Genomic DNA, 24,269 nt, shown 5'->3' on the forward strand with positions numbered 1-24,269 from the left:
AATTTAAGAAACTCGACGGATTTTCCTCAAAATATCTTCCAATCCATTTAATTTAAGCTCGTAAACTAATTCTAACATAACACCAAGCTTTCCTTGAGGGAACCCTTTGTTTTTATACCAAACAATATAGTACTCAGGAATATCTATTAAATAAGTTCCTTTATATTTTCCAAAAGGCATTTTCATATTGGCCGTATCAATTAAAAATTGTTTGTCTGGTATCATCTAAAATAAAAAAATCCCGCCGAAGCGGGAGTTAAAGTGTTATTCTTTTCCGTCTACGTAATTTTGCAAATATGCAAAACGTTCGGTTAATTTACCATTGTTTGTCGTCATTTTAGCTCGTGCTAAAATTCCATCTTTGTCATTGTTATAAAATGCTGGAATTACATGTGCTAAAAACATATTTCCAAAACCTTCACTTGCATCTTTAGGCAACTCACATGGCAAATTATCTACGGCCATTACTGTGATAGCTTTTTCGTCTTTAAAATCAATTTCTGATTCTGTTTCTGGGTTATATCCGTAAATAGGATCTGCAATTGTTGACGCACGAAGTGTTGTCGCTACTGGCCCATCAATATCGCAAGAAACATCCGCCACATACTTTATTCTAAACTCAGGGTGTTTTACATCTTCACGTGTAAATAAATACGGTGCTCCATCTCCATAAAAATGCCCTGCTATAAAGAAATCAGTTTGTTTTGCATAGGGCATAAAGTTACTTTCATAACCAGACGGATCTTTGTAAAACTCAAACTTATCTCCTACTTTACCATCTTTTCGTTTTGCATACTCCATAACATCAGCTATACAATATACTGGTTCGGTAAACTCTGAAGTTAAATACAGCGCATCACTTACTTGTTTAATTTGTAAGTGATCAAGAATTTCTTGAGCTCCATGAGCCACTTTTCCTGTTCCTGTCAATAAGATTTTAATATTTGGTAAAGTAATTTTGTCTAATTCAGCTTTTACAACATCTAAATCTGGCAAGGTTTCAACTTTAGGTAAATTAAACAACCCTTCACGCAAACCTAATGCTCTAAATCCGTTGTAAGCTCCTACCAAACCAGCATAACGACCAAAACCAATTAAACGAGCTCCATTTTCTTCAATAATGGTTTCATGATCAAACATTTCGATATTCTTTTCTAGTATCGCTTTTAACAACTTACGGTTGTATGGTTGCCTTTTAATAGTATGACTAAAGAAAAAGTATTTTTTATTCGGAATCAACTCGTCTACCGGAACCTCTTTTACGCCTAATAACACATCACAATCAGAAACATCATTAGTTACTTCGAACCCTGCATTTTTGTAGGCTTCATCAGAAAAAACTCGGATATCAGAACTTTCTACCACTATTTCAGCTTGTGGAAACTGTTTTTTAAACTCTTGTAATTTTTCAGGAGAAAATACTACTCTTCTATCTGGTGGGTTTTTGCGTTCTTTTATGATTCCGAATTTCATTCTTTATTTATATTAAAATTAAACAACTTTACATAAAATGTTATATATATAACAATCATGGCGAAAATACTCGTTTTAAAGTGATTGTACAAATCATATTTTTTTATATTTGCGTCCGCTTATGATGCGTTAGGGATTGAACGGTTCGACTACGCTCACCACAAGCTATATGTTTGAGCTCTTTTTTAATTGGTATTTCGACTACGCTCAATAACCAATAAAAAAGTGAATGGTGAAAGCCCGCTCGAACGCCCTAAAAATTGGTATATTTTTTGCGCTAGATAAGTACATTCTTTGATATATTGGGGACGACTGGTTTTGACAGCAAGACGAGTGAAAATGTAAGCATACCGAGGAGTGAAATGATAACTCGCTAAACTTATTTCAAACATTTAAACGGCGAAGATAACTACGCTTTAGCTGCTTAATCTGAATTTATAGTAAGATAAAGCCTCGGCGCACAAGGTGCGCAAGCTGAATGTCCACGAAAAGCCTTGGTTTACGGCGTTTCATTTATGGGCATCGTAAAAGTAAACATAGAAAACTTAGTGCTTCGATGGGTTTTCGAAATTAAAGAAGCTAAGTTAAAATTGGGCTGTTTTTGGTCAGGTTTTAATCGAAAATTAATCAAAAACTAAGTATGTAGAAAGCCTTTGAGCTGCTTGTTTGGACCCGAGTTCGATTCTCGGCGTCTCCACTTTTAACCCTTGTAAATCTAGTGTTTATAAGGGTTTTTATTTTGAGTTGATAATTTCGTTGATAACTTTAACGTATTAATTGTCAAAACTCTAATTTGTTGTTATCCTTCAAAAATAATAGTTTTATGGTAATTACCATTAATAATACATAAAATTATGACAAACTATTACATCCCTCTTCTCTTACTAGCTGTAATCATTTCTTTAATTCATTTGGGATTCTTATCTAAACGATACGCCTATAAACTAACCCCCTACATTTTAGGGAAAAAAGCAGATTGGAATCCTAAAGTGGATAGACTTAAATTAATTCTATCTTCAACATTTTATTTTGCTCCTGTAATTTTTATAAAAGTGGTAAAAGAAACGAATTTTACAAATCAATATATTAATTACTTTATACTTTTTTTTCTAATATTTATAACCTCATTTTGTTTTTGGTTTGATATAAAAAAAGTTAGTAAACTAAGAGAATCCAATTCTACAGAAAAATCATACAATGTAGATATCAAGTTTAACGCTAATAAATTAGAAGTAGCTTTTAACAAGTTATTGCAAGATTTAAAAAATCGTTCGTTTTACGATTCTATAAATAGAAAGTTTAATTTACGTGAATATAAAATTACTCCCTTACAAAGTTTTCAAATTCTTATTTTATATTTTGAAAAAGAATATAAATTAAATCAAAACACTAAAAAACAACATATATACAACCTCTTCAACAGTTATTTCGATATGGAAGGACAAATATTAACCTCAAAAAACTGGTGTGATTATTCTGAATTAATTCAACAAGGTTATGAAAAAGGAAACATTCATATTAGAAAACATCAATTTTATAACGACTTACTAAAATTAGATAAAAAAAATCACTAGGTAACCTTGTAAACCTAGTAATCCTTGTATATCAAAGCATATTCTTGCGGTAATAAATTATAAACTCAAAGATTATGCATAAAACATACACAGATCCTTTTAGCCATATTTTTGATCAATTAAGAGAGCTTAAGAGCCTTATAATCGATATTAAAAATACACCAAAGGAAGACTACTCTAAAAAATACTACACATACCATCAGGTAGCAGACTTACTTCATGTAGATTATCAAAGTATTAGAAACTATGTTTCTTCTGGGATGATTACAGCAAAAGAAATTGGTCCTCGAAAAAAGTTAATACACCACTATCAAATTTTTAATGAAGATCAAACATTAAAAAACTTCAAGTATAAAAGAAAAGCGTGATTGCTTCAACCAATCACGCTTAAATATTTTCTAAACAATAGTTATTAACTACCGTATAACACAAAGATACGGATTATTATTCTTATAAATTATGGAAGAAACATCATACCTAAGAATTGGTACGTCTTATTTTAAGATAGTTCAAGTACCTACAATTCATAATCAATTTAATGAAACTCTAATTAAATGGGATAGAAATACTATTATACAAGACCATAATAGAGATTACTTAACTAAAATCCCAAAATATGATGGGAGTATTTGTTTTCCTAATCACATTAACTTTTCTAAAACTATTCATGGCTTTTATAATACATATTCTCCTTTATCGCATAGCCCCAAAAATGGAGAAATAAAGAATACTTTAAGCTTTTTCAAACATATTTTTGGTAGTCAATTAGAATACGGATTGGATTATTTTAAACTTTTATATGAGAATCCTACGCACGCACTACCCGTTTTATGCTTAGTTAGTAAAGAAAGAGCTACGGGTAAGAGTTCTTTTCTTAAGTATTTGAAAGAAGTTTTCGGACATAATATGAGTTATTTAGACAGTCATTCATTAAATAGTAACTTCAATTTAGATTGGGGTAATAAATTAATCCTTGGATTAGATGAAGCTTTTTTTCAAAAAGAGGAGATTACCGAGAAGATAAAATATTTATCTACTTCTAATAAAAACAAAATAGAAGCTAAAGGAAAAGAACGATTGGAAGTTGATTTCTTTGGTAAGTTTATAATGTGCAGTAACAAAGAAGATTCTTTTATCAAAATTGATGCAGATGAAATTAGATTCTGGATAATTAAAGTACCAAAACTACAATTTGAAGATGTAAACTTTCTTGAAAAATTAATTATTGAAATTCCTGCTTTCTTAAACTTCATTTTAAAAAGAAAGTTTGCTAGTGAAAGAAAAACTAGAATGTGGTTTACGCCACAACAAATTCACACTACAGCTTTAAACAAACTAGTTAACAACAATAGAAATAGAGTTGAGAAAGAGATAGCCCATTTACTATGTAGTGTAATGGAAAAATTTGATTTAGAGGAAATCAATTTCAGTATAATGGATTTATTAAATGCTTTAAATAAAACTAGGATAAAAACAGATTTAACACAATTGAGAACCTTATTAAAAACTAACTGGAAATTACCTCAAAAAAACAACTGTTTTAAATATCAAAAATTCACCATTCTAAGTGATGGGGAAATAGTCTTATTAGATACTAAAGGAAGATTTTTTACACTTAAAAAAGAATTTTTACTAAAAAACTTTGATGACTTGATGACAGAGTAATCTTTTTATTTACTAAACCTAATAAATATAAGGGGTTTAGTCGTCATCAAAAACGTCATCAAAGCGTCATCAAGATAAAAAGTTGATGACGGTATTTTCAAAATGCTGATGACTTGATGATCTTCTGATGAAGAAAGAAAGTCTTATCAATAAAAGGACACAGAGGTTCCGTCATCAAATCATCAACTTTTACACATTTTTTTATACACCTCGAATTATGAAAATAAACTGTTCTAAAGCTAAAAAAATAGATCTTGTTTCTTACTTAAAAAAACAAGGATTTACTCCAGTAAGAAACACTCAAAATTCTGTTTGGTTTTACTCTCCTTTTAGAAATGAAAAAACATCTTCTTTTAAAGTCGATATTATTAAAAATATATGGTACGACTTTGGAGAAGGAATCGGAGGAACTGTAATTGATTTTGTTATGAAGGTTAATAATTGTTCTATTAAAAGTGCTTTAGAAATTTTAAGCTCAAATAATTTTTCCTTTCACCAGCAACAAGAAAAAAAAACAACTCCATTTAAACCAAACAATTCGATTGTAAGAGTAGCAGAACTATCTAATTTAAATTTAATCAACTATATAAATTTTAGAAAAATAAATATTGAATTTGCTAAACGTTTTTTATATCAAGTTCATTACACTTTTGATTCTAAAAGAGAATATTACGGTGTTGGTTTTAAAAATGATTGTGGAGGATTTGAAATTAGAAATAACTTTTTTAAAGGTTGTTTAGGTAAAAAAGCCATCACAACAATTAATAACAATTCTGATATTGTTTCTTTATTTGAGTCTTGGTCTGATTTCCTTTCCTATTTGACTTTTAAAAAATTAATTCCAAATGAAAATTTTATCATTTTAAATTCTACAGCTCTTATTCTAAAGGTTCCCGAACTAGTTATAGATTACTCTAAAATTAGATGTTTTTTTGATAATGATGAAGCTGGAAACAAAGCTATAAAACACCTCCAAGAAAAAGTATCTAAAGAGTTAATTGACTGTAGGATTCACTATAAAAATCACAACGATTTAAACGATTATTTAATTAACTACAAAAAGAAGATTAGTTAGTATTTCGAGATGTGTCCTTGTCAGGACAAATCTCGCTTTTTCTCCCTATGGTCGCAAAAGTTGAACAACATTATGAAAAATCATAAAATTGAATTTAGATGTACTCTATACGAGAAAAAGCTTTTAAAAGTAAAAGCTAAAAAAGCCGGTTTAACCCTGAGTGAATTTTGTATAAAATCTGCAAATGAAAAAGTAATTTCTGAACGATTAACAGATGAACAAATTTCTCTTTACAAAATGCTTGTTCAGTATCATAATAACTTTAAATCTATTGGAAATTTAATCAAAAAGAAGCATCCTGATTTATACAAAAATGTGTATCAAACTGCTGATGAAATAAAAAGTCATCTTAAAAATTTTAAATAAAAATGATTGGTAAAGGAAAAGCAATATCACATACAAAAGCTTCCATCGAATATGGTTGGAATCAAGAAAAAAATGCTGAGATAGTTTATAAGCAAAATCTAGCTGGAGAAACTCCTAAAGAAATTACTGAAGAGTTTAAAATCATTCAATCGATGAATGATAAATGCGAACGTAATACTTTCAGTTTTGTTATTAGCCCAACTATTGAAGATGGTAAAAAACTAGACTTAAAAGATCTTAATAAAATAACATCTGAATTTGTTAAGGACCTAAAATTAGAAAATCATCAAGCTATCGCATTTGTTCATAATGACAAAAACCATAAACATATTCATTTGTATGTAAACAGGATTGATTTTGACGGAAAAGCCTATAACGATAGCTTTATTGGTAAACGTTCTCAAAAAACAGCTGAAAGAATTGCAGAGAAACTCAATTTACAAACTATAAAAATGGTTAAAGAACAGAAATTAAAAAGCTTAAAAGAGATTAGAAAATACATCAGAGAAAAGCATGAGCTTTCATTTAATTTTTTTCATCCTGAGAATTATCAGCAGTATATCAATCAAATGAAAAAATTTAACATCCATGTTAAACCTGTAATAAATAAATCTAATCAACTTCAAGGATTCCGATATCAACTTAACCAGATCAATCTAAAAGGTAGCGAGGTACATAGAAGTTTATCAATAAACAAACTCAAAAGTAAATTCTTAGAAATTGCAAAAGCTACTCTTAAACAAATCTCTATAACAAAATAATTATGGCTAAAATCGAAGAAATAACTGCTTTACTCATCGAGGAAATTGAAACTTTTCAAAAAGCAGTAAATCAATTAAGTAAAGACACTGATAAAATTAAAAATCACAAGCTTACTATTGACATTTCTCAAGTTCAATTAGTTTTTAAAGAATTTAACAGAGAACTAACTTCTAACTTAAAAGAACAACAAAATCAAATTAGTGTACTTCAAAACAAACTGAATAAAACCATCATTGTTCCAAAGTGGATGATCGTTTTATTCAGCTCGTTTTTCATTATCTGCCTTTTGAGTATTTCAATAAATTTTCATCAATATCTAAACTCTAAAAACATAGAAGAAACCAGTTATACAAAAGGACGTGAAGAAATAACGAATCATATCCAAGAATTTTTCAAAAAGAACCCTGAAGCACTCAAACAATATCAAAAATGGGCAAAAAATTAGAGATACATTTATAAAAAAAATGTTTATTATTGTTCTTACAAAACTTTTCTTCTAATATAAATTGTTATACAAAAAAATGAATAATTATTATGATTTTACAAATGAAATTATAGAAGTGCAAAAATTCAAATTAGCAGACTTAATGAAAACTTATGCACTCAGCCAAAATAAAAAAATTTTTAACGTAATAAAATTTGAAAATGACGAAGCTTTTTTAGAACCTCTTTTAATTTCTCATTTTTTTGCTACAAAATTTAAACGAAAAACACTTCCTTTAGACTCTTTACTTTTTGGTTATTTCTCTACTTGTAAAAATGAAATCCCTTCCAATCTGTCTTTTAACAAAGATAATATCGCTTTTGTTCCTAAAATTGGCTATTATGAAAAAATACTTGATAAAAATAAAAAACTAGATTATTTAGCCTTTAAACCACAAATAAAAATAAAAAACTCTAATATAGAGATATATAGATCCATCCCCCAATTACTAGAGTTTCAATTTAATAATACATCAGATAATGATCAAGAATGCTTTTCTCCCAATTTCATTGAAAAATTAATTAAAGATAAAAAAAGTGAAATAGATAAAAGCTTACAAATTATAAAAATAATAATGCCTAGATATTATTCTCAAATAATTTCAGTAGCAAAAGGAGTTATATTATTTAAATCTAATAAATTAGTTTCATTTGCCTCAAGAATTTCGCCAGGTATTGCTTATCTAAATATTCAAAAAGAAGATAAATTGATATTTTTTATAGTTGAAATGATACATCAATTTGGGCATAACATCTTTTACAGAATATTAAACTCTCAAAAAACTTTCTTTAAAATTCATCCAGACACATTATTAAGAAGCTTAAATAATAATCAGAAAGAAAAAAGAACTCTCTATTCTGCTTTCCACGGTTTATTTACGACAACAAAAGTAGCTACTGGTTTAGAACTTATGTTAAATAATTCATCTCTTTTTAATAAAGAAGAAGCCAAAGAAATAATCGGTCGATTTGCAGACAACAAAAGACGATTTAGGACAGGGTTAGAAAAGATGGACTTAAATGAAGTCTTTACTCCATTAGGTGTGAAACTATATAAAATGTTAGACAAAGAATGTGAGAATATATATAAAAGGAATAAACATATAACTGATAACTTAATTGTAGAAAGCCAACCTTTTGTTTATGATCATAATCTTTTTTTAAAAGAAAATTTGTATGAAGTAAGAAAAAAACTTACATTGCTTGAAATTTAATTATAAATATAAACAAAAAAAGACTTATTATGGAAAAAAGACTTAATTTGGAAGAATTAAAAGAAAAAAGGTTAGAATTAGGATTAAGTGACTATTTAACTGGAGGGACTTCTTGTACTGCAAAAGAAGTTGACGATTTAGGTAGACCTTTGGGAAGCTGCCTACCTTGTGAAAATTATTGCCACGACGCTTAATATATTAAACATTATGGGAAATTTAAAAAGGTTAAATATAGAAGATCTGAAAAGGAAAAGATTAGAATTAGGATTAAGTGATTATTTAAACGGAGGCTCTGCTTGTATTAGCACTTCGTGTACAGCATCTATTGAAACTAGTTGCATTCCTACTGAAAATTATTGCCACGACCATAATTAAATATTAAGAAATTATTAAATGGCTGTTGTATAACAGCCATTTTTGTTTTGCTATATGAAAAATATTTTTGACAGGGAACCTGTTACCTTTTTAAATGATGATTTTTCTTCATATATAAATGATTCAGAGTATTTTAAAAAAATAGCTCAAGAATACAGAAACTGTATAAACAACAACTTACGGTTAGTTTCGATTCTAAAAAGTAATACTTCATTTATCAATAAAACTTCAAACGATCAATTAATAAATGCTTTAGATTCTAATACTTTTTTCTTTTATGAAATTTTTGATTTCTTAACAAAAAAAATTAAAATTGACTCATTTTCTAACAATCTTAATGTGGATTACCTTGCTTCTTTTAAATACTTGTATCGAGATTGGAGCTATAATGACAATATGGAAAATGAAATTAAATTAATCATTAAAAATATAGATACAATCATTCCTGATTTTTTAAAAAATAGTGGATACAATGCTGTTTTTTTAGGAGCAGGATATGGAAGGTTAGCTGTTGAACTTTCTTGCCACTTCGATGAAGTAATAGCTGTAGATAATTCTTTTACGATGAATTATATATTTAATAAACTTGGCAAAAAAAATGAGCAAATTAGTTTTCATTTAATTAACCTTAGAAATGTTTCTAATGTAAAATACAAATCAATATCATCTAAAGCCTATTTGAGACAAGATTTGTTGAAAAATTACAACAAAGTTAAATATATACTTGCTGATTGTAAAAACCTACCTTTTAAAAAAGGGTCAGTTAAAATTATTTTCTCTATTTTCTTCACTGACATATTACCATTAAACACTCTTTTAAAAGAGGTTAATAGGGTAATAGAAAGAGGAGGTTATTTTATCCACTTCGGTCCTTTAAGCTATCATTTTAAATCAATAACAGAATTGTATTCTGCTGATGAACTTATTAAAGTTTTTGAGAAAAATAATTTTGAGTTAATACATAACAACTCATCTGAAATTAAAAATTTTAATATTGAAGGCTTACTCAACGTTAACTCTTATAAAAATTTAATGTATACTTTTAAAAAAATATGAAAAACACATTTCCTACAAAAGTCAAAATTAGTCCTCTAGAAGAAGTCTTGAAATATGAAAATAAAAATGTGATTGATCGATTTATGAACTATTTTTCAACCTCTAAAGATGAAGCAAATATTATCTTTAATGAAACTAAAAAATGGTTATGGCTATGTGCTAAATCTTTTGAAGATAAAACCTCGATATACATAAATAATGATTTATTAATTATTGATGAAATGTGGCATACGTTTATAATATTTACTTTGGATTATGAGCTCTTTTGTAAAAAATACTTCAACACTTTAATACATCATGTCCCTACAGTAAAAAATGAAATCCCAGAAAATTTTTCTAAAAAAGAAAAAATATTATTCTTAAAGAATAGAGAAGATCAATTTTTTAATTATGTATATGACAACTTAGGAAACGAAACTACTAATTTATGGTTTTTAGAAATTCCTCAAAAATATTCTAAACAAAATATAAATCGATTATTCAAAGGGATTTATCCTGAAAAATAATCCTTATTATTTTTTTCCGTGTAGAAAATATTATTGAAAAACCTCTTAAAAAGACTTTTGTTTTCTAAAATAACCTCAGCACTCCCGTTTAATACATCTTTAAATGGGAGTGCTTTTTTTTGACTAGACATTAGACCATTAGGTAATTCTACATTCAATAAATACCCTTTTTTGTTTTCAGGTATTTCAGATATATTTTGAACTTTACCTTCAATGAAACCATAATCTTGATAGGGATAATTATCTAAATAAATATTTACTATATCTCCCTCATTTACTTTTCCAGAATTATATATCTGAATATACATTTTTCCTTTTATGACATAATTTTCTCTATTATTTGGTATAACTGCCATTATAGTAGTATTCTCTTCTACAAAATTATTTAAAACGTCATATTTCAAAAAAGATATAACTCCTTCTTTAGGAGATATAATCAAGTGTTTTCTTTCCCACTCATTAATCTTATTTTTTAAAGACATTAATTTATTATTTATGTTTTCCTTAAAAGATAAAATGAAATTCTCACTCTTAATATTTAGCTCTTCAACTCTCTTATTTAACTCTATAATTTTAATATTTATATTTGATTTCTCATAAAGTAAAACTTCTAGCTTTTCTTCTTTCTCATAAAAGATCATTTCTTCCACTTCTTTATCTTTATCTGAGATAACTCCTTTATCATTTAAAGTCCTAGCTCTATCTCTCTGTTTTTCTGCAAGTTTAAGTTTCTTTTTTTGTAAATTTATTTTTCTTAAAATTATATTTTTAAGCCTTTTGTATTCTTTCAGAGACGATTCTAGCTTGGAAACTTGAAGCATGTCAGGGTTATAACTTAAGTATTCTAAATATTCTATAATTAAAGCATGAAAATCTTGATAAGAAGTTTGAATATCCCCAAGAAATAAAAAATTAGTTTTAAATGAGTTATTTATTAACGTATCTAGAGGTTTTTTTATAAATTTTTTTAATTCTTTCACATCATTTAGACTTGTATATCCATCATTAATGTAATATAAAACTTGACCCTTCCTTACTTTTTCACCTTCATTTACAAATATTTTCTCTACAATACCTGAAGCCTTACTAGAAACCCTAACGGGTGGCACTTCTGTTGATAAAGTAATTTTAGAGGATATCTTATCCGGATATTTCACAAAAACCGAACTTAAAAGCAATATAGTTATGACACCCGCAGTAATACTCATTCCTGACTTTAGTATCCAATTTGGGCTTCTGCCTATATGGCTTTTTGAAAAGTTACTCTCTGGGTTATAATATTCAATCTTTTTCATTTATTTTCCTAACTCTAATTGATTCTTAACTAGGTTATAGTATTTATTTTTTCTATTTATTAATTCATCATGAGAACCTTCTTCAACTATCTCACCTTTATCTAAAACCACTATTTTATTTGCGTTTTTTACAGTACTTAATCTATGTGCAACAACAACTACCGTTCTTTTTTTAAAAAATTCTTCAAGATTATTTACTATTAATTTCTCATTTAGAGCGTCCAAAAAGCTTGTCGCTTCATCAAAAAACAAATAATTCGGATTTTTATAAACTGCTCTAGCTATCAACAATCTTTGCGTTTGTCCTCCACTTAATTTTATTCCTCCTGGACCAATTAATGTATCAAAACCTGAAGGTAAATTTTCTATTACATCTAATAAATTAGCAACCCTTGCAGCTTGAACTAATTTCACTTTGTCTATAAACTCGTCTCTTTCTGATTCAGCTATATTATTGGCTATTGAATCTGAAAAAATTAAACTATCCTGTAATACAGCTCCGCACATTTTTCTCCACTGATTAGGGTCAAAATCTTTTATGTTTAGATTACCTACTTCTATACTACCGTTGTTTGTCTCATAAAACTTTAATAAAAGATTAAGTAACGTAGTTTTTCCACTTCCACTGACTCCTACAATAGCAGTAGTTTTATTATGTTCAATATTTAAATTAATATTTTTCAATACCTTCTTAGAATCCGCTCCTCCATAACCAAATGAAACCTTACTAAGTTTTATACTTTCATTAACAGGCATATGAATAATACTACTCCCCTCTCCTTCATCAGGTTCATTTAAAATTTCCTCCATTCTTTTTATTCTAATATTTACATCTTCCAAACTTTGAATAAATAATATAATGTCTCTTATTGGTCTGTTTAAATAACCTGTAATATATTGAACTGCTAACATCATACCGAGTGTCATTTCACCTTTTATTACCAAGTTAGCAGAAAAAAAAAGAATGAAAATATTTTTTAATTCATTAATAGACAAAGCTCCATTGTTTTGTAGCTGTCTATAAAAAAGTCTTTTGGATGATATTTTGAACAACTCACTTTGTATTTCCCTCCATTGAAATGTTCTTTTAAGATGTGAATTGTTAAGTTTAATATCTTTTACTCCGTTAATAAGTTGCAAAACTTTTTCTCTTTCTTCAGAATTTTTTTCTACTCTTTTTCTCTCCCAGTAAGAATTCTTTTTTACAAAAAATAGAATCCAAAAAAAATACATTAATGTACCTAGTAAAAAAATAAAGAAAATGGTTGTATTATATATAAACAATACGACCCCTAGTAATAAAACATTTAAAATAGAAAAAACAACAGTTAATGAAGTATTAGATAAAAAGTTTTCTATTCTTCTATTATCATCAATTCTTTGCATTAAATCTCCAACCGTCTTTACATCATAAATATATGATGATAATTTAAGCGTCTTATATAAAAAATCTGAGATAATAGATACATGAACCCTTATACCTATATGCAACAATAGCCAACCTCTAATAAAAGTTATTATTGTTTGTGCCAAAAAGAAAACTAGCTGACCTATCAATACGATAGTGATGAAACTAACATCTTTATTCTTTATACCTTGATCTACTATTGATTGAGTAAAAAAAGGGAAAATTAACTCTAATATACTTCCAAAAAACAATCCTATTAATAATTGAAAAAATAGTTTTTTATGCTCATAAAAATATTTAAGTAAAAACTTTAATCCTTTTTCTGATTTTTCCTCTTCTAACTTTTTATGAAAACTACTATTAGGTTCCAATACTAAAGAAATTCCTTTCTCTTCATATGTGTTTTTAATTATCCATTTTTCTTCAAATTCTCTTTTATTATATTTTACAAGACCAATTGCTGGGTCAGATAAATATATATGACTCTTGGACACCTTATAAACAACCGCATAATGAGATTTTCCCAAATACACAATACACGGTAAAGGTATTTCCTTTTCTATGAAAGAAAAATCTGTTTTTAAAGGCATTACTCTAAACCCTATCATTTCCGAAGCTTTAGCTAAACTAGAAATAGATATTCCGCTCTTTAATATATCACTTTTCCTTATTATCGAACTTGTTGAAACCTCTTTTCCATAATATTTTGCTATTATTTTTAGACATGTTGGTCCACAATCAGTTGGACCTAATTGCTTATAAAAAGGAAACTTTTTCTTCATTCTCTTATATTTAAAAAAGATGCTTAATTTTATCTACATATTCAATTTTTCTCATACCTGTTAAAACAACATCAGCACCTTGTTTTAAATAAAGTCTACAAAGTATTGAAGCATATGACTCATTTTTATTAAACTCTGGATTTTGGCTACAAATTTTTTCTTTGATATTTTTATTAAATAAACTAACTCTATATTTTATATGGTTTAACAACTCATTATATAACCATTCGATAATCTCAAATAACTTAGTACTCATTACTATCTTTTCTTTCTCAAAAACCACGTATAAATGATTTTTTATAAAAATTCTAAGTAACTTATCACTTTTAAATTTTTTTTCATTCTCCTTTAAAAAAAGAAAAGCTTCGGTCTCAATTATTTTAGAAACCTCTTTCTCTGATATTATCTTTGATAACTTCTGAACAAAATCCCTAAATACGTTGTTATTTAAATCCTTCAAAGCTAAATCTTCATATATAACAATTGGCACAGGTCTTCTATTAATAGTACCTATGAAGGGTCTATTTATAAATGTCTTAATTTTATTTTTTTTACAAAATTCAAATAAATTATATTTCTTATTAGAATATCTTTTTTCTAGAGCCCTGTTTTCATAAATATTAAAAGGGAATTGAATCATTTTAAATCTATTATTTGAACTAATCTCATTGGCTATTTCTAATAATCGCTCAACATCAATATGGTTTTTCTCACCATGAAGAGCAAAAGTATTTGAACTAATCCCATAACATTCTATTAGTCCTTCATCGGATAATTCTTCTAGTTTTAAAAATGCTGTCTTAACCATTTTATAAAAAAGAGATTCATCATTCAAAGTAGAAAGGATATATTCTGGATTATGTAATAAAAAAGAATGAATAGAGTCCATTCTCATTTTTTTTAAACTATTATTTAACATATAGTCTATATATGAAGAATCAATCGAATGATAGAATTTTTCATTTATTAAAAAACTATCCTCTTTAAAAGACGATACATGAGCTTCATCAACATACCCTGCTTTAGTTATAATTTTTACTTCTTTTTGGATATGTTTATCTATAACGAAACCTATCAATTCTTCAGCTTTCCCTTTTTTATAATTAGTGGCTGTATCAATAAAACAACAACCATTTTCTATTGCATAATTAATTGATTCGATATGTGAATCAACATCAACACTCATTCTATAAGTTCCAATACCTATATGTTTTCTTTCCATACTTATTTACATTCTGCAAGTTTATATAAAGGTTCAGTAAATTCTATTTTTTTTTCTTTTGATTTAGCTTCTTTATATTTTTTTATAGCCCCTCCAAATACTGAATTTTTATCTTCATATAATTGCTTTAATATCTCAACCATATCTTGATAAGATATTAACTTTAATGCTTCATCTATTGAAAACCATTTTATTTGACTGCAACTAGGTGGTGGAGTAATATCTCCTTCAACGAAATCAAGTGAATAATAATTCATCAATGTTGGTTTAGGTCTATTCTCATAATGAATTGTGAAAATCCCTCTTAACCTCTCTTCTTTATACATTCTAATTCCCATGTCATTAGCCATTTTAGCTATAAACTCCTTAATAGATGATTTACTATTATATTTCAGCCCTGGCACTTCCCATTTATCATTCCATTTAACAAGTAAAACTTCATTTTTATCTGTATTTAATTTAGTTACCACCAATTTAAAAAAAGAATAATTTGGCATATCTTTTACCTGAGAGAAACTTTTACTTGTTAAATGGAATAAAATTAACAGAAATAAAATCTTTTTTATCATATTTGTTTTTTTATTAGGAAATCAAATATATGAATATTACTAAAGAATCATTAATTGTACTTTTTTTATTTTTAAATATTAATATAAATTATTCTCAAATATTAAATTCTAAAAATATTAAGATTCAAGACCTGAGTCTCTATAGTAAAATCACTTATTTAGATGACGATAACAATCTTAAATATCTACCTAACTACAAGCATCTAGAAAATATTAAGTTAGATAGTATAAACTACTTTAGTGATAGTCTAAAAATAAAAGGGTATATTATGTATCCTAAAAATACTAGAACCGAAATGCCTCTTATAATTTTTAACAGAGGTGGAAACAGAAATTTTGGGAATTTAACTCCCTCTTTAATGATCTACCACCTTTCACTTCTATCAAGTAAAGGTTTTATTATAGCTGGAAGTACTTATCGTGGTAACAATGACAGTCAGGGGAAAGATGAGTTTGGAGGCAAAGATGTTAACGATATTATCAATCTAATATCTTTACTAAAAGAAAGCAAAAAAGTAAATTCCTCTAAAATAGCCTTGTATGGTTGGAGCAGAGGAGGGATAATGACCTATTTGTCTTTAAAAGAACTTAAATCTCAAAACATTATTAAAACAGCTATAATAGGTGGAAGTCCTTCAAATTTATTTTATACTATAAAGAATAGACCTGAAATGGAGAAAAAGGTTTTTTCTCAAATAATACCTAAATATAATTCAGATAAAAACAAGGTGTTAACAGAAAGATCTGTTTTATTTTGGGTTAATGAACTACCTAAAATACCTCTTTTAATTTTCCATGGATTAAATGACGAAGCCGTTGATGTTAATCAAACTTTGGATTTAGCTAAAAAACTTAAGGCATATCAAATTCCTTACAAATTAATTATATATGAAAACGACAAGCACAATGTTCGTAAAAATAAGAATGAAATGGATTTAACTATTTTAAATTGGCTTAACAAATATTTATAATTTTTGACACTATCCCGTAAAGTGTGTAAACTTCTTTATCGAGGGTTTTACTTTCTTAGAGTCGAACCCTTTTTTAAAATATATTCTAGAAATTCTCAAAAACAGATTTAACAGCATCAATTTTAGCGTTGTTATCAACTTGATGATACATATTAAAAGTCTTCAAATCTTTGTGACCACTAATGCTCATAATCGTTTTATCAGCAATTCCTTTATTCCTCATAATAGTAATAAAAGTTCTTCTAGCAGTATGAGTAGAAACACGCTTATAAAATGGCTTTATAAAAACTTGCTGCTCTACCCCTTTAGTTCTTGTATATTCAACCTCGTGAGTAAATCCTGCTTCCTTTAAAATATCTTTGATATAATCATTTTGTTTTTGATTAGATATTAAAGGCAACTCATAATTATACTTTTCTAATATTGATCTTGAAATAGAAACCAAAGGAATTTCACGAGTCGGTTTAGAGCTATCCTTTTCTTCCTTTAATATCACACAACCATTATTGTTAATTGTTCTCTTATTTACTCTTTTTAATTCACCATAGCGCATTCCTGTTAAACACTGAAAAATAAAAACATCTTTAATTTTATTTAGTCTTTCATCTTCACAAGGAAAGTTATAGAGTGTTTTAATATCCTCAAAAGACAATGCTTCCTCTCTAGTTAAAACTCGTTTAGGTTTCTTAAAATCAACAAACTTATTATTGTATGTATGTTCTTTTTTCAAAGCCCAGAACATAAATGTCTTAAATAGTCCTAAGTTTCTATTAAATGTGTTGGTATAGTGATCTTTATACTCATAACAAAAATCAATAAACTCAGTATAGAAGGCGTTATTTATTTTACTAAATGTTAATTTATACTTCTTAACCTTTTCAAATTCTTGTAATAAGTTCTTAATGTTTTTATATCGCTTTATTGTCGAATGTTTCCATTCTTTCCTTTTAATTTTCTCCTCCGTAAATTTGTCATAAACTTCAAAGAACGAAGTTTGACTTAATGTTAAATTATTAAAAGTTTTATCTAGATGCTCTTTTAATAATTGACTTGTAAATTCTGTTTTACTCATTTCGCAACGAGAATGCATTTCCTCAAAAGCATCTGTATATTCATTTATTCTTTTTGTTATTCCTTTTTGGTTTTTAGATATATTTTTCCCTTTATTTTTTGGTTTCTTATTTTCGAAATCCCAATGATCAGGAAGTATAGATTTTCTAATTGAATATTTGAATTGCTTTTTCTCATTTTTAAACTATCACTTAGGTGGTGAACTTATTATCGGCATTGACAAAAACGGAAAAGTTGTTGGTGTAACAGATACCGATGATGTAATGCTTCGTGTTAAAGATCGCTTGAAAACAAATATTCAACCATCTTGCTTAGGTTTGTTTGATATTTCAATAATAGAGCAAGAAGAAAAAAAGTTAGTAAAAATTACGATAGCAAGTGGTAGCGAAAAACCATATTTTAAAAAGAAATATGGTATGAGTGAAAAGGGTTCTTTTATCCGTATAGGTACAGCATCTGAACCTATGCCACAAAAAACTATAGACACTCTATACGCTTCACGTACACGAAACACTATTAGTAAAATTGTATCTCCAAAGCAAAACCTACAATTTGAACAATTACATATTTACTATCAAGCAAAAGATAAAAACCTTAATTCTCATTTTGGTAATACCTTAGAATTAACAACAGAAGATAATAAATGGAACTATGCGGGGTACCTACTATCTGACGTAAATAACATTTCTATTAAGGTAGCTAAGTATTCAGGAATTGACCGCGTAGAACTTATAGAGACCAATGAATATGGTTATACTTCGCTTATAAAAGCTTGTAAACAAGTATTAGATAAATTAGAGTTAGAAAATAAAACTATTGCTAAAATTACAGCTAAAGACAGACAAGAAAAACGTTTATGGGATGCCAGAGCTTTACGCGAAGCAATAATTAATGCTTTTGTACATAACGACTTTAGTAGAGAAGTACCTCCTAAATTTGAAATTTTTTCTGATCGTATTGAAATTACATCTGCAGGAAGTTTGGTTGATGGACTTAGCGAAAATGAATTTTTTGAAGGTTTTTCTATTCCAAGAAACAAAGAACTTATAAGAATCTTTAAAGATTTAGACTTAGTAGAACAATTAGGTTCAGGAATCCCAAGAATTTTAAGTACTTACAGTAGAGATTGTTTTAAATTTACTGATAATTTTTTACGCATTACGCTACCTGCTACTGAGCAAGTTACCGAGCAAGTTACCGAGCAAGTTACCGAGCAAGTTACCGAGCAAGTTACCGAGCAAGTTACCGAGCAAGTTACCGAGCAAGTTACCGAGCAAGTTACTCAATTAATTAAAAACTTAAACAAAGAACTAAACAGAAGTGAATTAATGGAGTTGGTAGGGGTAAAACATAGAGAACATTTTAGAACAGCATATTTAAATCCTGCTATAGAATTAGGTTTTGTAGAATTAACTATTCCTGATAAACCAACAAGTTCAAAACAAAAATATAGACTCACCGAAAAAGGGAAAAATTATAAAAAATGATATCTTATTTTAAAGAAGGAAAAGATAAGCTAAGTATTTGTGAAGATAGTTTAACTGCAAGTGTATTTGATGTCTTAAAGTACTTCCCTACTCATTATTTTTGGACCATCCTTAAAGACTCTTTACTTTTAGATACCTTACCTAAATTTTCTGGTGAAATACAAGAAATAGTTTTTTGGCCTAAATGGTCTGCCGAAAACACCTACAACAGTAAATTTGTAGAACCAGATGTATTTATTCGCTTTTCTGAATTCGATTTAATTGTTGAAGCTAAACGGTATGATGCTAACCAACAATATAATGGGCAATTAGAAAATGAAGTCATTGGCTATTTTAACGAATACGAAGAAGATGCTAAAGACCTTTATTTATTACAGGTCGGTGGTTTACAAGAAAATTGCACTAAAGACAGTATTTATATACAGAGTAAAAAAATAGCCCAATCTAAAACAAATTGGAGTCGCTTGTTATTGATTATAACAAACTTACATAACAAAATAATAAATCAACAATTACCAGATCAATCACCTTTAATCTTTTTATTTAATGATTTAATTAATGCTTTTGCTATGCATGGATTTCATCAAAAAAAATGGTTAGTCGATTGTGATACTTATAAAATTAACAGCAATGCTATTCAGCAATTTAACTTTTAATTAAATGAAAGAGAATTTACCTTTAGAAATCCGAAAAGCATATCGCCTATTGTTTGATTATCAACGTCGAATTTTAAATCTGATACAATTCATAGGTTCAACATATAATATCCCTTATAAAAAAGGAAAACCTTTATTTAGCTCTAGAGGCACTAACAGATTAGATAATTGGGCTTGGGATTGGATATATATGTATTGTTACGAATTTCATTTTCAAAGAAATGAAGAAGACGATACTCTTTGGTTTTCTGTTATTTTAAAGAACGACTCTGGATATTTTGAAAGTAATTTGGAAGACTCTAGTATTGATAGACTAGATATAGAAAAATTTAAAGATGTAGAAAAATCATCTACTGATTTAATTTTTATGGCAGGAGAACCTAATTGGAATTTTGACATTTTAAAAGAAGCTACTATAAACGAAAGTGGGTATATAGAAGAACAAAAAGTATTTTATAAAAAATACGCTTTAGAGAACTTTTTCACAGAAGAAAACACCCTTATTCAACTCAAAGATTTTGAAAACAATTGTCTTAAACACTCAATACCTCTTAAAATTATTGATAAAATTTAGAGTATATTAGAAAAGTAATATTCTTTTCAGTCTTTAATATTATATAATTATATAAAAATATGAAAGAGATAAAGCAACTTCTGGAGATAACAAATAAACTAAGAGAAAGATACAAAAGAAGTTTTCCTCTAGACGGACGTTTGGTAGGTGATATAGGTGAAGTCCTATGTGCAGAAAAATATGGAATTGAATTATACTCTGAAAACACTACAATACACGATGGTAAAGAAATTGCTACTGGAAAACTAATTCAAATCAAGGCAACATTTAAAAATAATAGTTATTTCCCTTATGGAGAAAGTAAAATTCCCGATTATTTTTTAAGTGTTAATATACTCGAAGATGGTAAAATAGAAGAGCTTTTTAATGGTCCTGGTAAGTTTATACATAATAATTATATTGTAAAGAGAAGGCTTAAATCATATAATAAAACCTATTATACTCTTTCAAAAGGAATTTTAAAACAACTCAACAAGCAAGTTCCACAAGGTCAAAAAATTAAAACTCTATGAAATTTACAGAAGCAAAACTAGAACAAGCAGTAATAGAGTTATTAGAAGCTCAAGAAATCCCTCATCTACTTGGAACTTCTATCAACAGAGATGAAAGTGAAGTACTTATTAAAGAAGACTTAATTGCTTTTTTAAAAGATAAACATCTAGATATAACCGATAATGAAATAGCAGGAATTATAAGAAAACTAGAAGTATTACCTAGCTCTGACCTGTATACTTCAAATAAATTGTTTATGCAATGGTTGTCAGATGGTTTTTTATTAAAACGCGAGGATCCACATAAAAAGGATTTATACATTCAGCTTATAGATTACTCTTCAAATGACAAAAATACATTTCGTTTTGTAAATCAATTAGCTATAGTTGGTTACGAAAAACGTATTCCTGACGGTATTTTATATATTAATGGGTTACCGTTAGTTGTCTTTGAATTTAAAACTGCTATACAAGAAAACACTACGATTCATGATGCGTATATACAGTTAACCACTCGTTACCGAAGAGATATACCTGAGTTATTTAAATACAATGCTTTTTGCATTATAAGCGATGGTGTAAATACTAAGGGAGGTTCATTCTTTGCCCCTTATGAATTCTTTTATGCTTGGAGAACGGAATCAGACAGACAGTTATTTCAAGAAAATAACGAGGCAGATGGTATAGAAAGCCTTTTTACTCTTGTAAAAGGAATGCTTAACCGTAAAGATATACGTCAATTAATTCATCACTTCATTTATTTACCTGACAGCTCGGGAAATAAAGAAATTAAAATTGTTTGTCGTTATCCTCAATTTTATGCTGCTAATAAGCTATTAAATAACATCAAACTACATCAAAAGCCTTTTGGTGATGGTAAAGGTGGTACTTATTTTGGAGCCACAGGTTGTGGTAAAAGCTTTACAATGCTTTTTCTTTCAAGGCTCTTAATGAAGAGTAAAGATTTTGCTAGTCCTACTATTATTGTAATAACTGACAGAACTGATTTAGATGATCAACTATCAGCTCAATTTAGCAATGCTAAACAATATATTGGTGATGATACCATAGTTTCTGTTGAAAGTAGAGCTGATTTACGTACAAAACTACAAGGAAGACAATCCGGTGGTGTATTTTTAACCACCATACATAAATTTACAGAAGATTTAGATGTATTGACAGAAAGAACTAATGTGATTTGTATATCTGATGAAGCACATCGTAGTCAAGTAAACTTAAACCAAAAAGTGAAAATTACAGAAAAAGGTGTAGAAAAAACCTATGGTTTTGCAAAATACTTACACGACTCTTTACCCAATGCAACCTATGTTGGTTTTACAGGAACACCTATAGACGCTACTCTAGATGTATTTGGAGATATTATAGATTCGTATACAATGACTGAATCAGTAAAAGATGAAATTACTGTTCGTATTGTATATGAAGGACGTGCTGCAAAAGTAGTTTTAAACAATCAAAAGCTTCAAGAAATAGAAAGCTACTACGATAATTGTGTAGAAGAAGGTGCCAGTGAATATCAAGTAGAAGAAAGTAAAAAAAACACCGCCAATATGAATACCATTATTGGTGATCCAGATCGTATTGAAGCTATAGCTAAAGATTTTGTTAATCATTATACTAAACGCATAAAGGAAGGCTCTACAATTAAAGGAAAAGCTATGTTTGTATGTAGTAGTAGAGAAATAGCTTATGAATTATATCAACAAATCTTAAAAATCAAACCTGAATGGGGAAATGCATTGATTTCTGAAGAAGATATTGAATTGACAGAAAAAGAGCAAAAAGAAATAAAACCTATGGAACGTATCAAGATGATAATGACCAGAGGTAAAGATGATCGTAAAGAGCTTTGGGATTTGTTAGGAAACAAAGACTACAGAAAAGAATTAGATAGACAATTTAAAAATCCTAAGTCTAATTTTAAAATAGCCATTGTAGTAGATATGTGGCTAACTGGTTTTGATGTTCCTTTTTTAGATACTATTTATATTGACAAACCTTTACAAAAACACAATTTAATTCAAACTATATCTAGAGTAAACAGAAAATTTGAAGGCAAAAACAAAGGTTTGGTTGTAGATTACATTGGGATAAAAAAAGCTATGAACATGGCTTTAGCTATGTACAGCAAAGTAGATGCACAAAATTTTGAAGACATTCAACAATCACTTGTAGTTGTAAAAGATCATTTAGATTTATTAGCTAAAATTTTCCATAAATTCAATAGCTCTAAATATTTTAACGGTTCAGCCCTTGAACAATTACAAACACTTAACATGGGGGCTGAATATGTTCAAGTAACTCAAGAGTTAGAAAAACGTTTTATGTATTTAGTTAAACGTTTAAAGGCTGCATACGATATTTGCTCAGGGAGTGAACTCCTATCAGAAAACGAAAGAGATTTAATACATTTCTACTTAGCTATTCGATCAATAATATACAAATTAACTAAAGGTAATGCTCCTGACTCTGCTCAAATGAATGCTAAAGTAAAAGAAATGATTAAAGAAGCTTTACAAAGTGAAGGTGTTGAAGAAATTTTTAAACTTGGAAATGAGGATGAAACCGAAATTGATGTTTTTAACGAAAATTATATAGCTAAAATTCAAAAAATTAAACTCCCTAACACAAAAATTAAACTATTGCAACAATTGTTGCTTAAAGCAATTTCAGATTTTAAAAAGGTGAATAAAGCCCAAGGAATAGATTTTTCTAAAAAGTTTCAAAGTTTAGTAGAACGATATAATGAACGTAAAGAAAATGATGTATTACAATCACAAGTTTTAGAAGATTTTACTGATGAAATTATTGATTTGTATCATGCTCTTAAAAAAGAAAAAGAATCTTTTGGTGAATTAGGGATTGACTTTGAGGAAAAAGCGTTCTACGATATCTTAAAACAACTTGCTCATAAATATGATTTTGAATACCCTAATGACAAGTTAATTAATCTTGCTCAACAAGTTAAAAATGTTGTAGATGACAAAGCAAAGTATACTGATTGGAACGATCGAGAAGATATTAAAGCAGAACTCAAAGCTGATTTAATAATCCTTCTTGCAGAAAATGACTACCCTCCTGTAGACAGAGATGAAGTATATAAAGAGATATTTGAACAAGCTGAGAATTTTAAAAAGTATAGGGTTAATTAATTTTTTTTTAAACGAACAATT

General features: G+C 28.0%; 24 protein-coding genes and 1 other RNA gene. 18 read left to right on the top strand and 7 right to left on the bottom strand.

The features are described 5' to 3' along the window. Nucleotides 1–3: 3 nt before the first annotated feature. Both ACR9ES_RS05170 and ACR9ES_RS05175 read right to left on the bottom strand, forming a co-directional pair. Nucleotides 4–225, bottom strand: coding sequence for a DUF3820 family protein (locus ACR9ES_RS05170; RefSeq protein WP_435255346.1), 222 nt, complete (start codon nt 223–225; stop codon nt 4–6). 39 nt (nt 226–264) lie between these two features. Further along, entirely contained in the window at nt 265–1,473 is a 1,209-nt protein-coding gene (locus ACR9ES_RS05175; protein ID WP_435255347.1) for an NAD(P)-dependent oxidoreductase, read from the bottom strand. 304 nt (nt 1,474–1,777) lie between these two features. Between ACR9ES_RS05175 and ssrA the strand changes: the two genes are divergently transcribed. From ssrA to ACR9ES_RS05235, 12 genes are all read left to right on the top strand, one after another. Beyond that, nucleotides 1,778–2,173, top strand: a transfer-messenger RNA (tmRNA) gene (ssrA, locus tag ACR9ES_RS05180). A 154-nt stretch (nt 2,174–2,327) separates the two neighbouring features. Then, nucleotides 2,328–3,047, top strand: a complete 720-nt coding sequence (locus ACR9ES_RS05185; RefSeq protein WP_435255348.1) for a hypothetical protein — start codon at nt 2,328–2,330, stop codon at nt 3,045–3,047. Nucleotides 3,048–3,121: 74 nt separating this feature from the next. Beyond that, nucleotides 3,122–3,415: a hypothetical protein gene (locus ACR9ES_RS05190; RefSeq protein ID WP_173359827.1), complete on the top strand. Its 294-nt coding sequence runs from the start codon at nt 3,122–3,124 to the stop codon at nt 3,413–3,415. Nucleotides 3,416–3,506: 91 nt separating this feature from the next. Beyond that, nucleotides 3,507–4,712: a primase-helicase family protein gene (locus ACR9ES_RS05195; RefSeq protein WP_435255349.1), complete on the top strand. Its 1,206-nt coding sequence runs from the start codon at nt 3,507–3,509 to the stop codon at nt 4,710–4,712. A gap of 217 nt (nt 4,713–4,929) precedes the next feature. Then, on the top strand, nt 4,930–5,787 hold the full coding sequence (locus ACR9ES_RS05200; RefSeq protein WP_435255350.1) for a toprim domain-containing protein: 858 nt from the start codon (nt 4,930–4,932) through the stop codon (nt 5,785–5,787). Between the two features lie 72 nt (nt 5,788–5,859). After that, nucleotides 5,860–6,153, top strand: a complete 294-nt coding sequence (mbpA, locus tag ACR9ES_RS05205) for a mobilization protein MbpA (RefSeq protein WP_435255351.1) — start codon at nt 5,860–5,862, stop codon at nt 6,151–6,153. Nucleotides 6,154–6,155: 2 nt separating this feature from the next. Then, nucleotides 6,156–6,914 carry a relaxase/mobilization nuclease domain-containing protein gene (locus tag ACR9ES_RS05210; RefSeq protein WP_435255352.1) on the top strand — a complete coding sequence of 253 codons (759 nt, stop codon included), beginning with the start codon at nt 6,156–6,158 and terminating at the stop codon, nt 6,912–6,914. Nucleotides 6,915–6,916: 2 nt separating this feature from the next. Further along, nucleotides 6,917–7,360 (top strand): DUF6730 family protein, encoded by a 444-nt coding sequence (locus ACR9ES_RS05215; protein WP_435255353.1) that lies wholly within the window; start codon nt 6,917–6,919, stop codon nt 7,358–7,360. Nucleotides 7,361–7,436: 76 nt separating this feature from the next. Beyond that, nucleotides 7,437–8,612, top strand: a complete 1,176-nt coding sequence (locus ACR9ES_RS05220; protein ID WP_435255354.1) for a hypothetical protein — start codon at nt 7,437–7,439, stop codon at nt 8,610–8,612. Between the two features lie 29 nt (nt 8,613–8,641). Then, entirely contained in the window at nt 8,642–8,806 is a 165-nt protein-coding gene (locus ACR9ES_RS05225) for a hypothetical protein (protein ID WP_435255355.1), read from the top strand. Between the two features lie 235 nt (nt 8,807–9,041). Further along, nucleotides 9,042–10,043 (top strand): methyltransferase domain-containing protein, encoded by a 1,002-nt coding sequence (locus tag ACR9ES_RS05230; protein ID WP_435255356.1) that lies wholly within the window; start codon nt 9,042–9,044, stop codon nt 10,041–10,043. Beyond that, complete coding sequence (locus ACR9ES_RS05235) at nt 10,040–10,549, top strand: hypothetical protein (protein WP_435255357.1); 510 nt, start codon at nt 10,040–10,042, stop codon at nt 10,547–10,549. The genes ACR9ES_RS05230 and ACR9ES_RS05235 overlap by 4 nt, the downstream gene beginning before the upstream one ends. Here ACR9ES_RS05235 and ACR9ES_RS05240 read toward each other — a convergent pair. The 4 genes from ACR9ES_RS05240 to ACR9ES_RS05255 are packed head-to-tail and all read right to left on the bottom strand — an operon-like array spanning nt 10,534 to nt 15,825. Then, nucleotides 10,534–11,844: an HlyD family secretion protein gene (locus tag ACR9ES_RS05240; protein WP_435255358.1), complete on the bottom strand. Its 1,311-nt coding sequence runs from the start codon at nt 11,842–11,844 to the stop codon at nt 10,534–10,536. The two genes, ACR9ES_RS05235 and ACR9ES_RS05240, sit on opposite strands and share 16 nt — an antisense overlap. Next, on the bottom strand, nt 11,845–14,034 hold the full coding sequence (locus ACR9ES_RS05245) for a peptidase domain-containing ABC transporter (RefSeq protein ID WP_435255359.1): 2,190 nt from the start codon (nt 14,032–14,034) through the stop codon (nt 11,845–11,847). It lies immediately after the preceding gene. A 10-nt stretch (nt 14,035–14,044) separates the two neighbouring features. Next, complete coding sequence (locus tag ACR9ES_RS05250; RefSeq protein WP_435255360.1) at nt 14,045–15,256, bottom strand: aldo/keto reductase; 1,212 nt, start codon at nt 15,254–15,256, stop codon at nt 14,045–14,047. Between the two features lie 2 nt (nt 15,257–15,258). Next, on the bottom strand, nt 15,259–15,825 hold the full coding sequence (locus tag ACR9ES_RS05255) for a hypothetical protein (protein ID WP_435255361.1): 567 nt from the start codon (nt 15,823–15,825) through the stop codon (nt 15,259–15,261). A gap of 29 nt (nt 15,826–15,854) precedes the next feature. Here ACR9ES_RS05255 and ACR9ES_RS05260 point away from each other — a divergent pair, with 29 nt between their 5' ends. Then, nucleotides 15,855–16,796, top strand: coding sequence for an alpha/beta hydrolase family protein (locus ACR9ES_RS05260; protein WP_435255362.1), 942 nt, complete (start codon nt 15,855–15,857; stop codon nt 16,794–16,796). A gap of 85 nt (nt 16,797–16,881) precedes the next feature. Here the strand turns inward: ACR9ES_RS05260 and ACR9ES_RS05265 are convergent, their stop codons facing one another. Next, complete coding sequence (locus ACR9ES_RS05265) at nt 16,882–17,868, bottom strand: tyrosine-type recombinase/integrase (protein ID WP_435255363.1); 987 nt, start codon at nt 17,866–17,868, stop codon at nt 16,882–16,884. A 157-nt stretch (nt 17,869–18,025) separates the two neighbouring features. Between ACR9ES_RS05265 and ACR9ES_RS05270 the strand changes: the two genes are divergently transcribed. The 5 genes from ACR9ES_RS05270 to ACR9ES_RS05290 are packed head-to-tail and all read left to right on the top strand — an operon-like array spanning nt 18,026 to nt 24,248. Continuing rightward, nucleotides 18,026–19,354 carry a Fic family protein gene (locus ACR9ES_RS05270; RefSeq protein ID WP_435255364.1) on the top strand — a complete coding sequence of 443 codons (1,329 nt, stop codon included), beginning with the start codon at nt 18,026–18,028 and terminating at the stop codon, nt 19,352–19,354. Next, a complete protein-coding gene (locus tag ACR9ES_RS05275) occupies nt 19,351–20,010 on the top strand; it encodes a hypothetical protein (protein WP_435255365.1) in 660 nt (219 codons plus the stop codon). The genes ACR9ES_RS05270 and ACR9ES_RS05275 overlap by 4 nt, the downstream gene beginning before the upstream one ends. A gap of 4 nt (nt 20,011–20,014) precedes the next feature. After that, complete coding sequence (locus tag ACR9ES_RS05280) at nt 20,015–20,584, top strand: hypothetical protein (RefSeq protein ID WP_125068519.1); 570 nt, start codon at nt 20,015–20,017, stop codon at nt 20,582–20,584. A 59-nt stretch (nt 20,585–20,643) separates the two neighbouring features. Next, a complete protein-coding gene (locus ACR9ES_RS05285) occupies nt 20,644–21,096 on the top strand; it encodes a DUF6998 domain-containing protein (protein WP_125068521.1) in 453 nt (150 codons plus the stop codon). Next, nucleotides 21,093–24,248 carry a type I restriction endonuclease subunit R gene (locus ACR9ES_RS05290; protein ID WP_435255366.1) on the top strand — a complete coding sequence of 1,052 codons (3,156 nt, stop codon included), beginning with the start codon at nt 21,093–21,095 and terminating at the stop codon, nt 24,246–24,248. The genes ACR9ES_RS05285 and ACR9ES_RS05290 overlap by 4 nt, the downstream gene beginning before the upstream one ends. Nucleotides 24,249–24,269: the final 21 nt, after the last annotated feature.

The sequence above is a fragment of the Tenacibaculum sp. A30 genome, assembly GCF_051200845.1.
Lineage (GTDB): Bacteria > Bacteroidota > Bacteroidia > Flavobacteriales > Flavobacteriaceae > Polaribacter.

Bases quoted from the DNA above. Each gene is read 5' to 3' on its own strand.
- ACR9ES_RS05250 (WP_435255360.1), bottom strand. From the start codon at position 15,256: ATGGAAAGAAAACATATAGGTATTGGAACTTATAGAATGAGTGTTGAT.
- ACR9ES_RS05225 (WP_435255355.1), top strand. From the start codon at position 8,642: ATGGAAAAAAGACTTAATTTGGAAGAATTAAAAGAAAAAAGGTTAGAA.
- ACR9ES_RS05170 (WP_435255346.1), bottom strand. From the start codon at position 225: ATGATACCAGACAAACAATTTTTAATTGATACGGCCAATATGAAAATG.
- ACR9ES_RS05235 (WP_435255357.1), top strand. From the start codon at position 10,040: ATGAAAAACACATTTCCTACAAAAGTCAAAATTAGTCCTCTAGAAGAA.
- ACR9ES_RS05220 (WP_435255354.1), top strand. From the start codon at position 7,437: ATGAATAATTATTATGATTTTACAAATGAAATTATAGAAGTGCAAAAA.
- ACR9ES_RS05200 (WP_435255350.1), top strand. From the start codon at position 4,930: ATGAAAATAAACTGTTCTAAAGCTAAAAAAATAGATCTTGTTTCTTAC.
- ACR9ES_RS05245 (WP_435255359.1), bottom strand. From the start codon at position 14,034: ATGAAGAAAAAGTTTCCTTTTTATAAGCAATTAGGTCCAACTGATTGT.
- ACR9ES_RS05175 (WP_435255347.1), bottom strand. From the start codon at position 1,473: ATGAAATTCGGAATCATAAAAGAACGCAAAAACCCACCAGATAGAAGA.
- ACR9ES_RS05230 (WP_435255356.1), top strand. From the start codon at position 9,042: ATGAAAAATATTTTTGACAGGGAACCTGTTACCTTTTTAAATGATGAT.
- ACR9ES_RS05255 (WP_435255361.1), bottom strand. From the start codon at position 15,825: ATGATAAAAAAGATTTTATTTCTGTTAATTTTATTCCATTTAACAAGT.
- ACR9ES_RS05260 (WP_435255362.1), top strand. From the start codon at position 15,855: ATGAATATTACTAAAGAATCATTAATTGTACTTTTTTTATTTTTAAAT.
- ACR9ES_RS05275 (WP_435255365.1), top strand. From the start codon at position 19,351: ATGATATCTTATTTTAAAGAAGGAAAAGATAAGCTAAGTATTTGTGAA.
- ACR9ES_RS05195 (WP_435255349.1), top strand. From the start codon at position 3,507: ATGGAAGAAACATCATACCTAAGAATTGGTACGTCTTATTTTAAGATA.
- ACR9ES_RS05185 (WP_435255348.1), top strand. From the start codon at position 2,328: ATGACAAACTATTACATCCCTCTTCTCTTACTAGCTGTAATCATTTCT.
- ACR9ES_RS05280 (WP_125068519.1), top strand. From the start codon at position 20,015: ATGAAAGAGAATTTACCTTTAGAAATCCGAAAAGCATATCGCCTATTG.
- ACR9ES_RS05215 (WP_435255353.1), top strand. From the start codon at position 6,917: ATGGCTAAAATCGAAGAAATAACTGCTTTACTCATCGAGGAAATTGAA.
- ACR9ES_RS05210 (WP_435255352.1), top strand. From the start codon at position 6,156: ATGATTGGTAAAGGAAAAGCAATATCACATACAAAAGCTTCCATCGAA.
- ACR9ES_RS05240 (WP_435255358.1), bottom strand. From the start codon at position 11,844: ATGAAAAAGATTGAATATTATAACCCAGAGAGTAACTTTTCAAAAAGC.
- ACR9ES_RS05190 (WP_173359827.1), top strand. From the start codon at position 3,122: ATGCATAAAACATACACAGATCCTTTTAGCCATATTTTTGATCAATTA.
- ACR9ES_RS05285 (WP_125068521.1), top strand. From the start codon at position 20,644: ATGAAAGAGATAAAGCAACTTCTGGAGATAACAAATAAACTAAGAGAA.
- mbpA (WP_435255351.1), top strand. From the start codon at position 5,860: ATGAAAAATCATAAAATTGAATTTAGATGTACTCTATACGAGAAAAAG.
- ACR9ES_RS05265 (WP_435255363.1), bottom strand. From the start codon at position 17,868: ATGAGTAAAACAGAATTTACAAGTCAATTATTAAAAGAGCATCTAGAT.
- ACR9ES_RS05290 (WP_435255366.1), top strand. From the start codon at position 21,093: ATGAAATTTACAGAAGCAAAACTAGAACAAGCAGTAATAGAGTTATTA.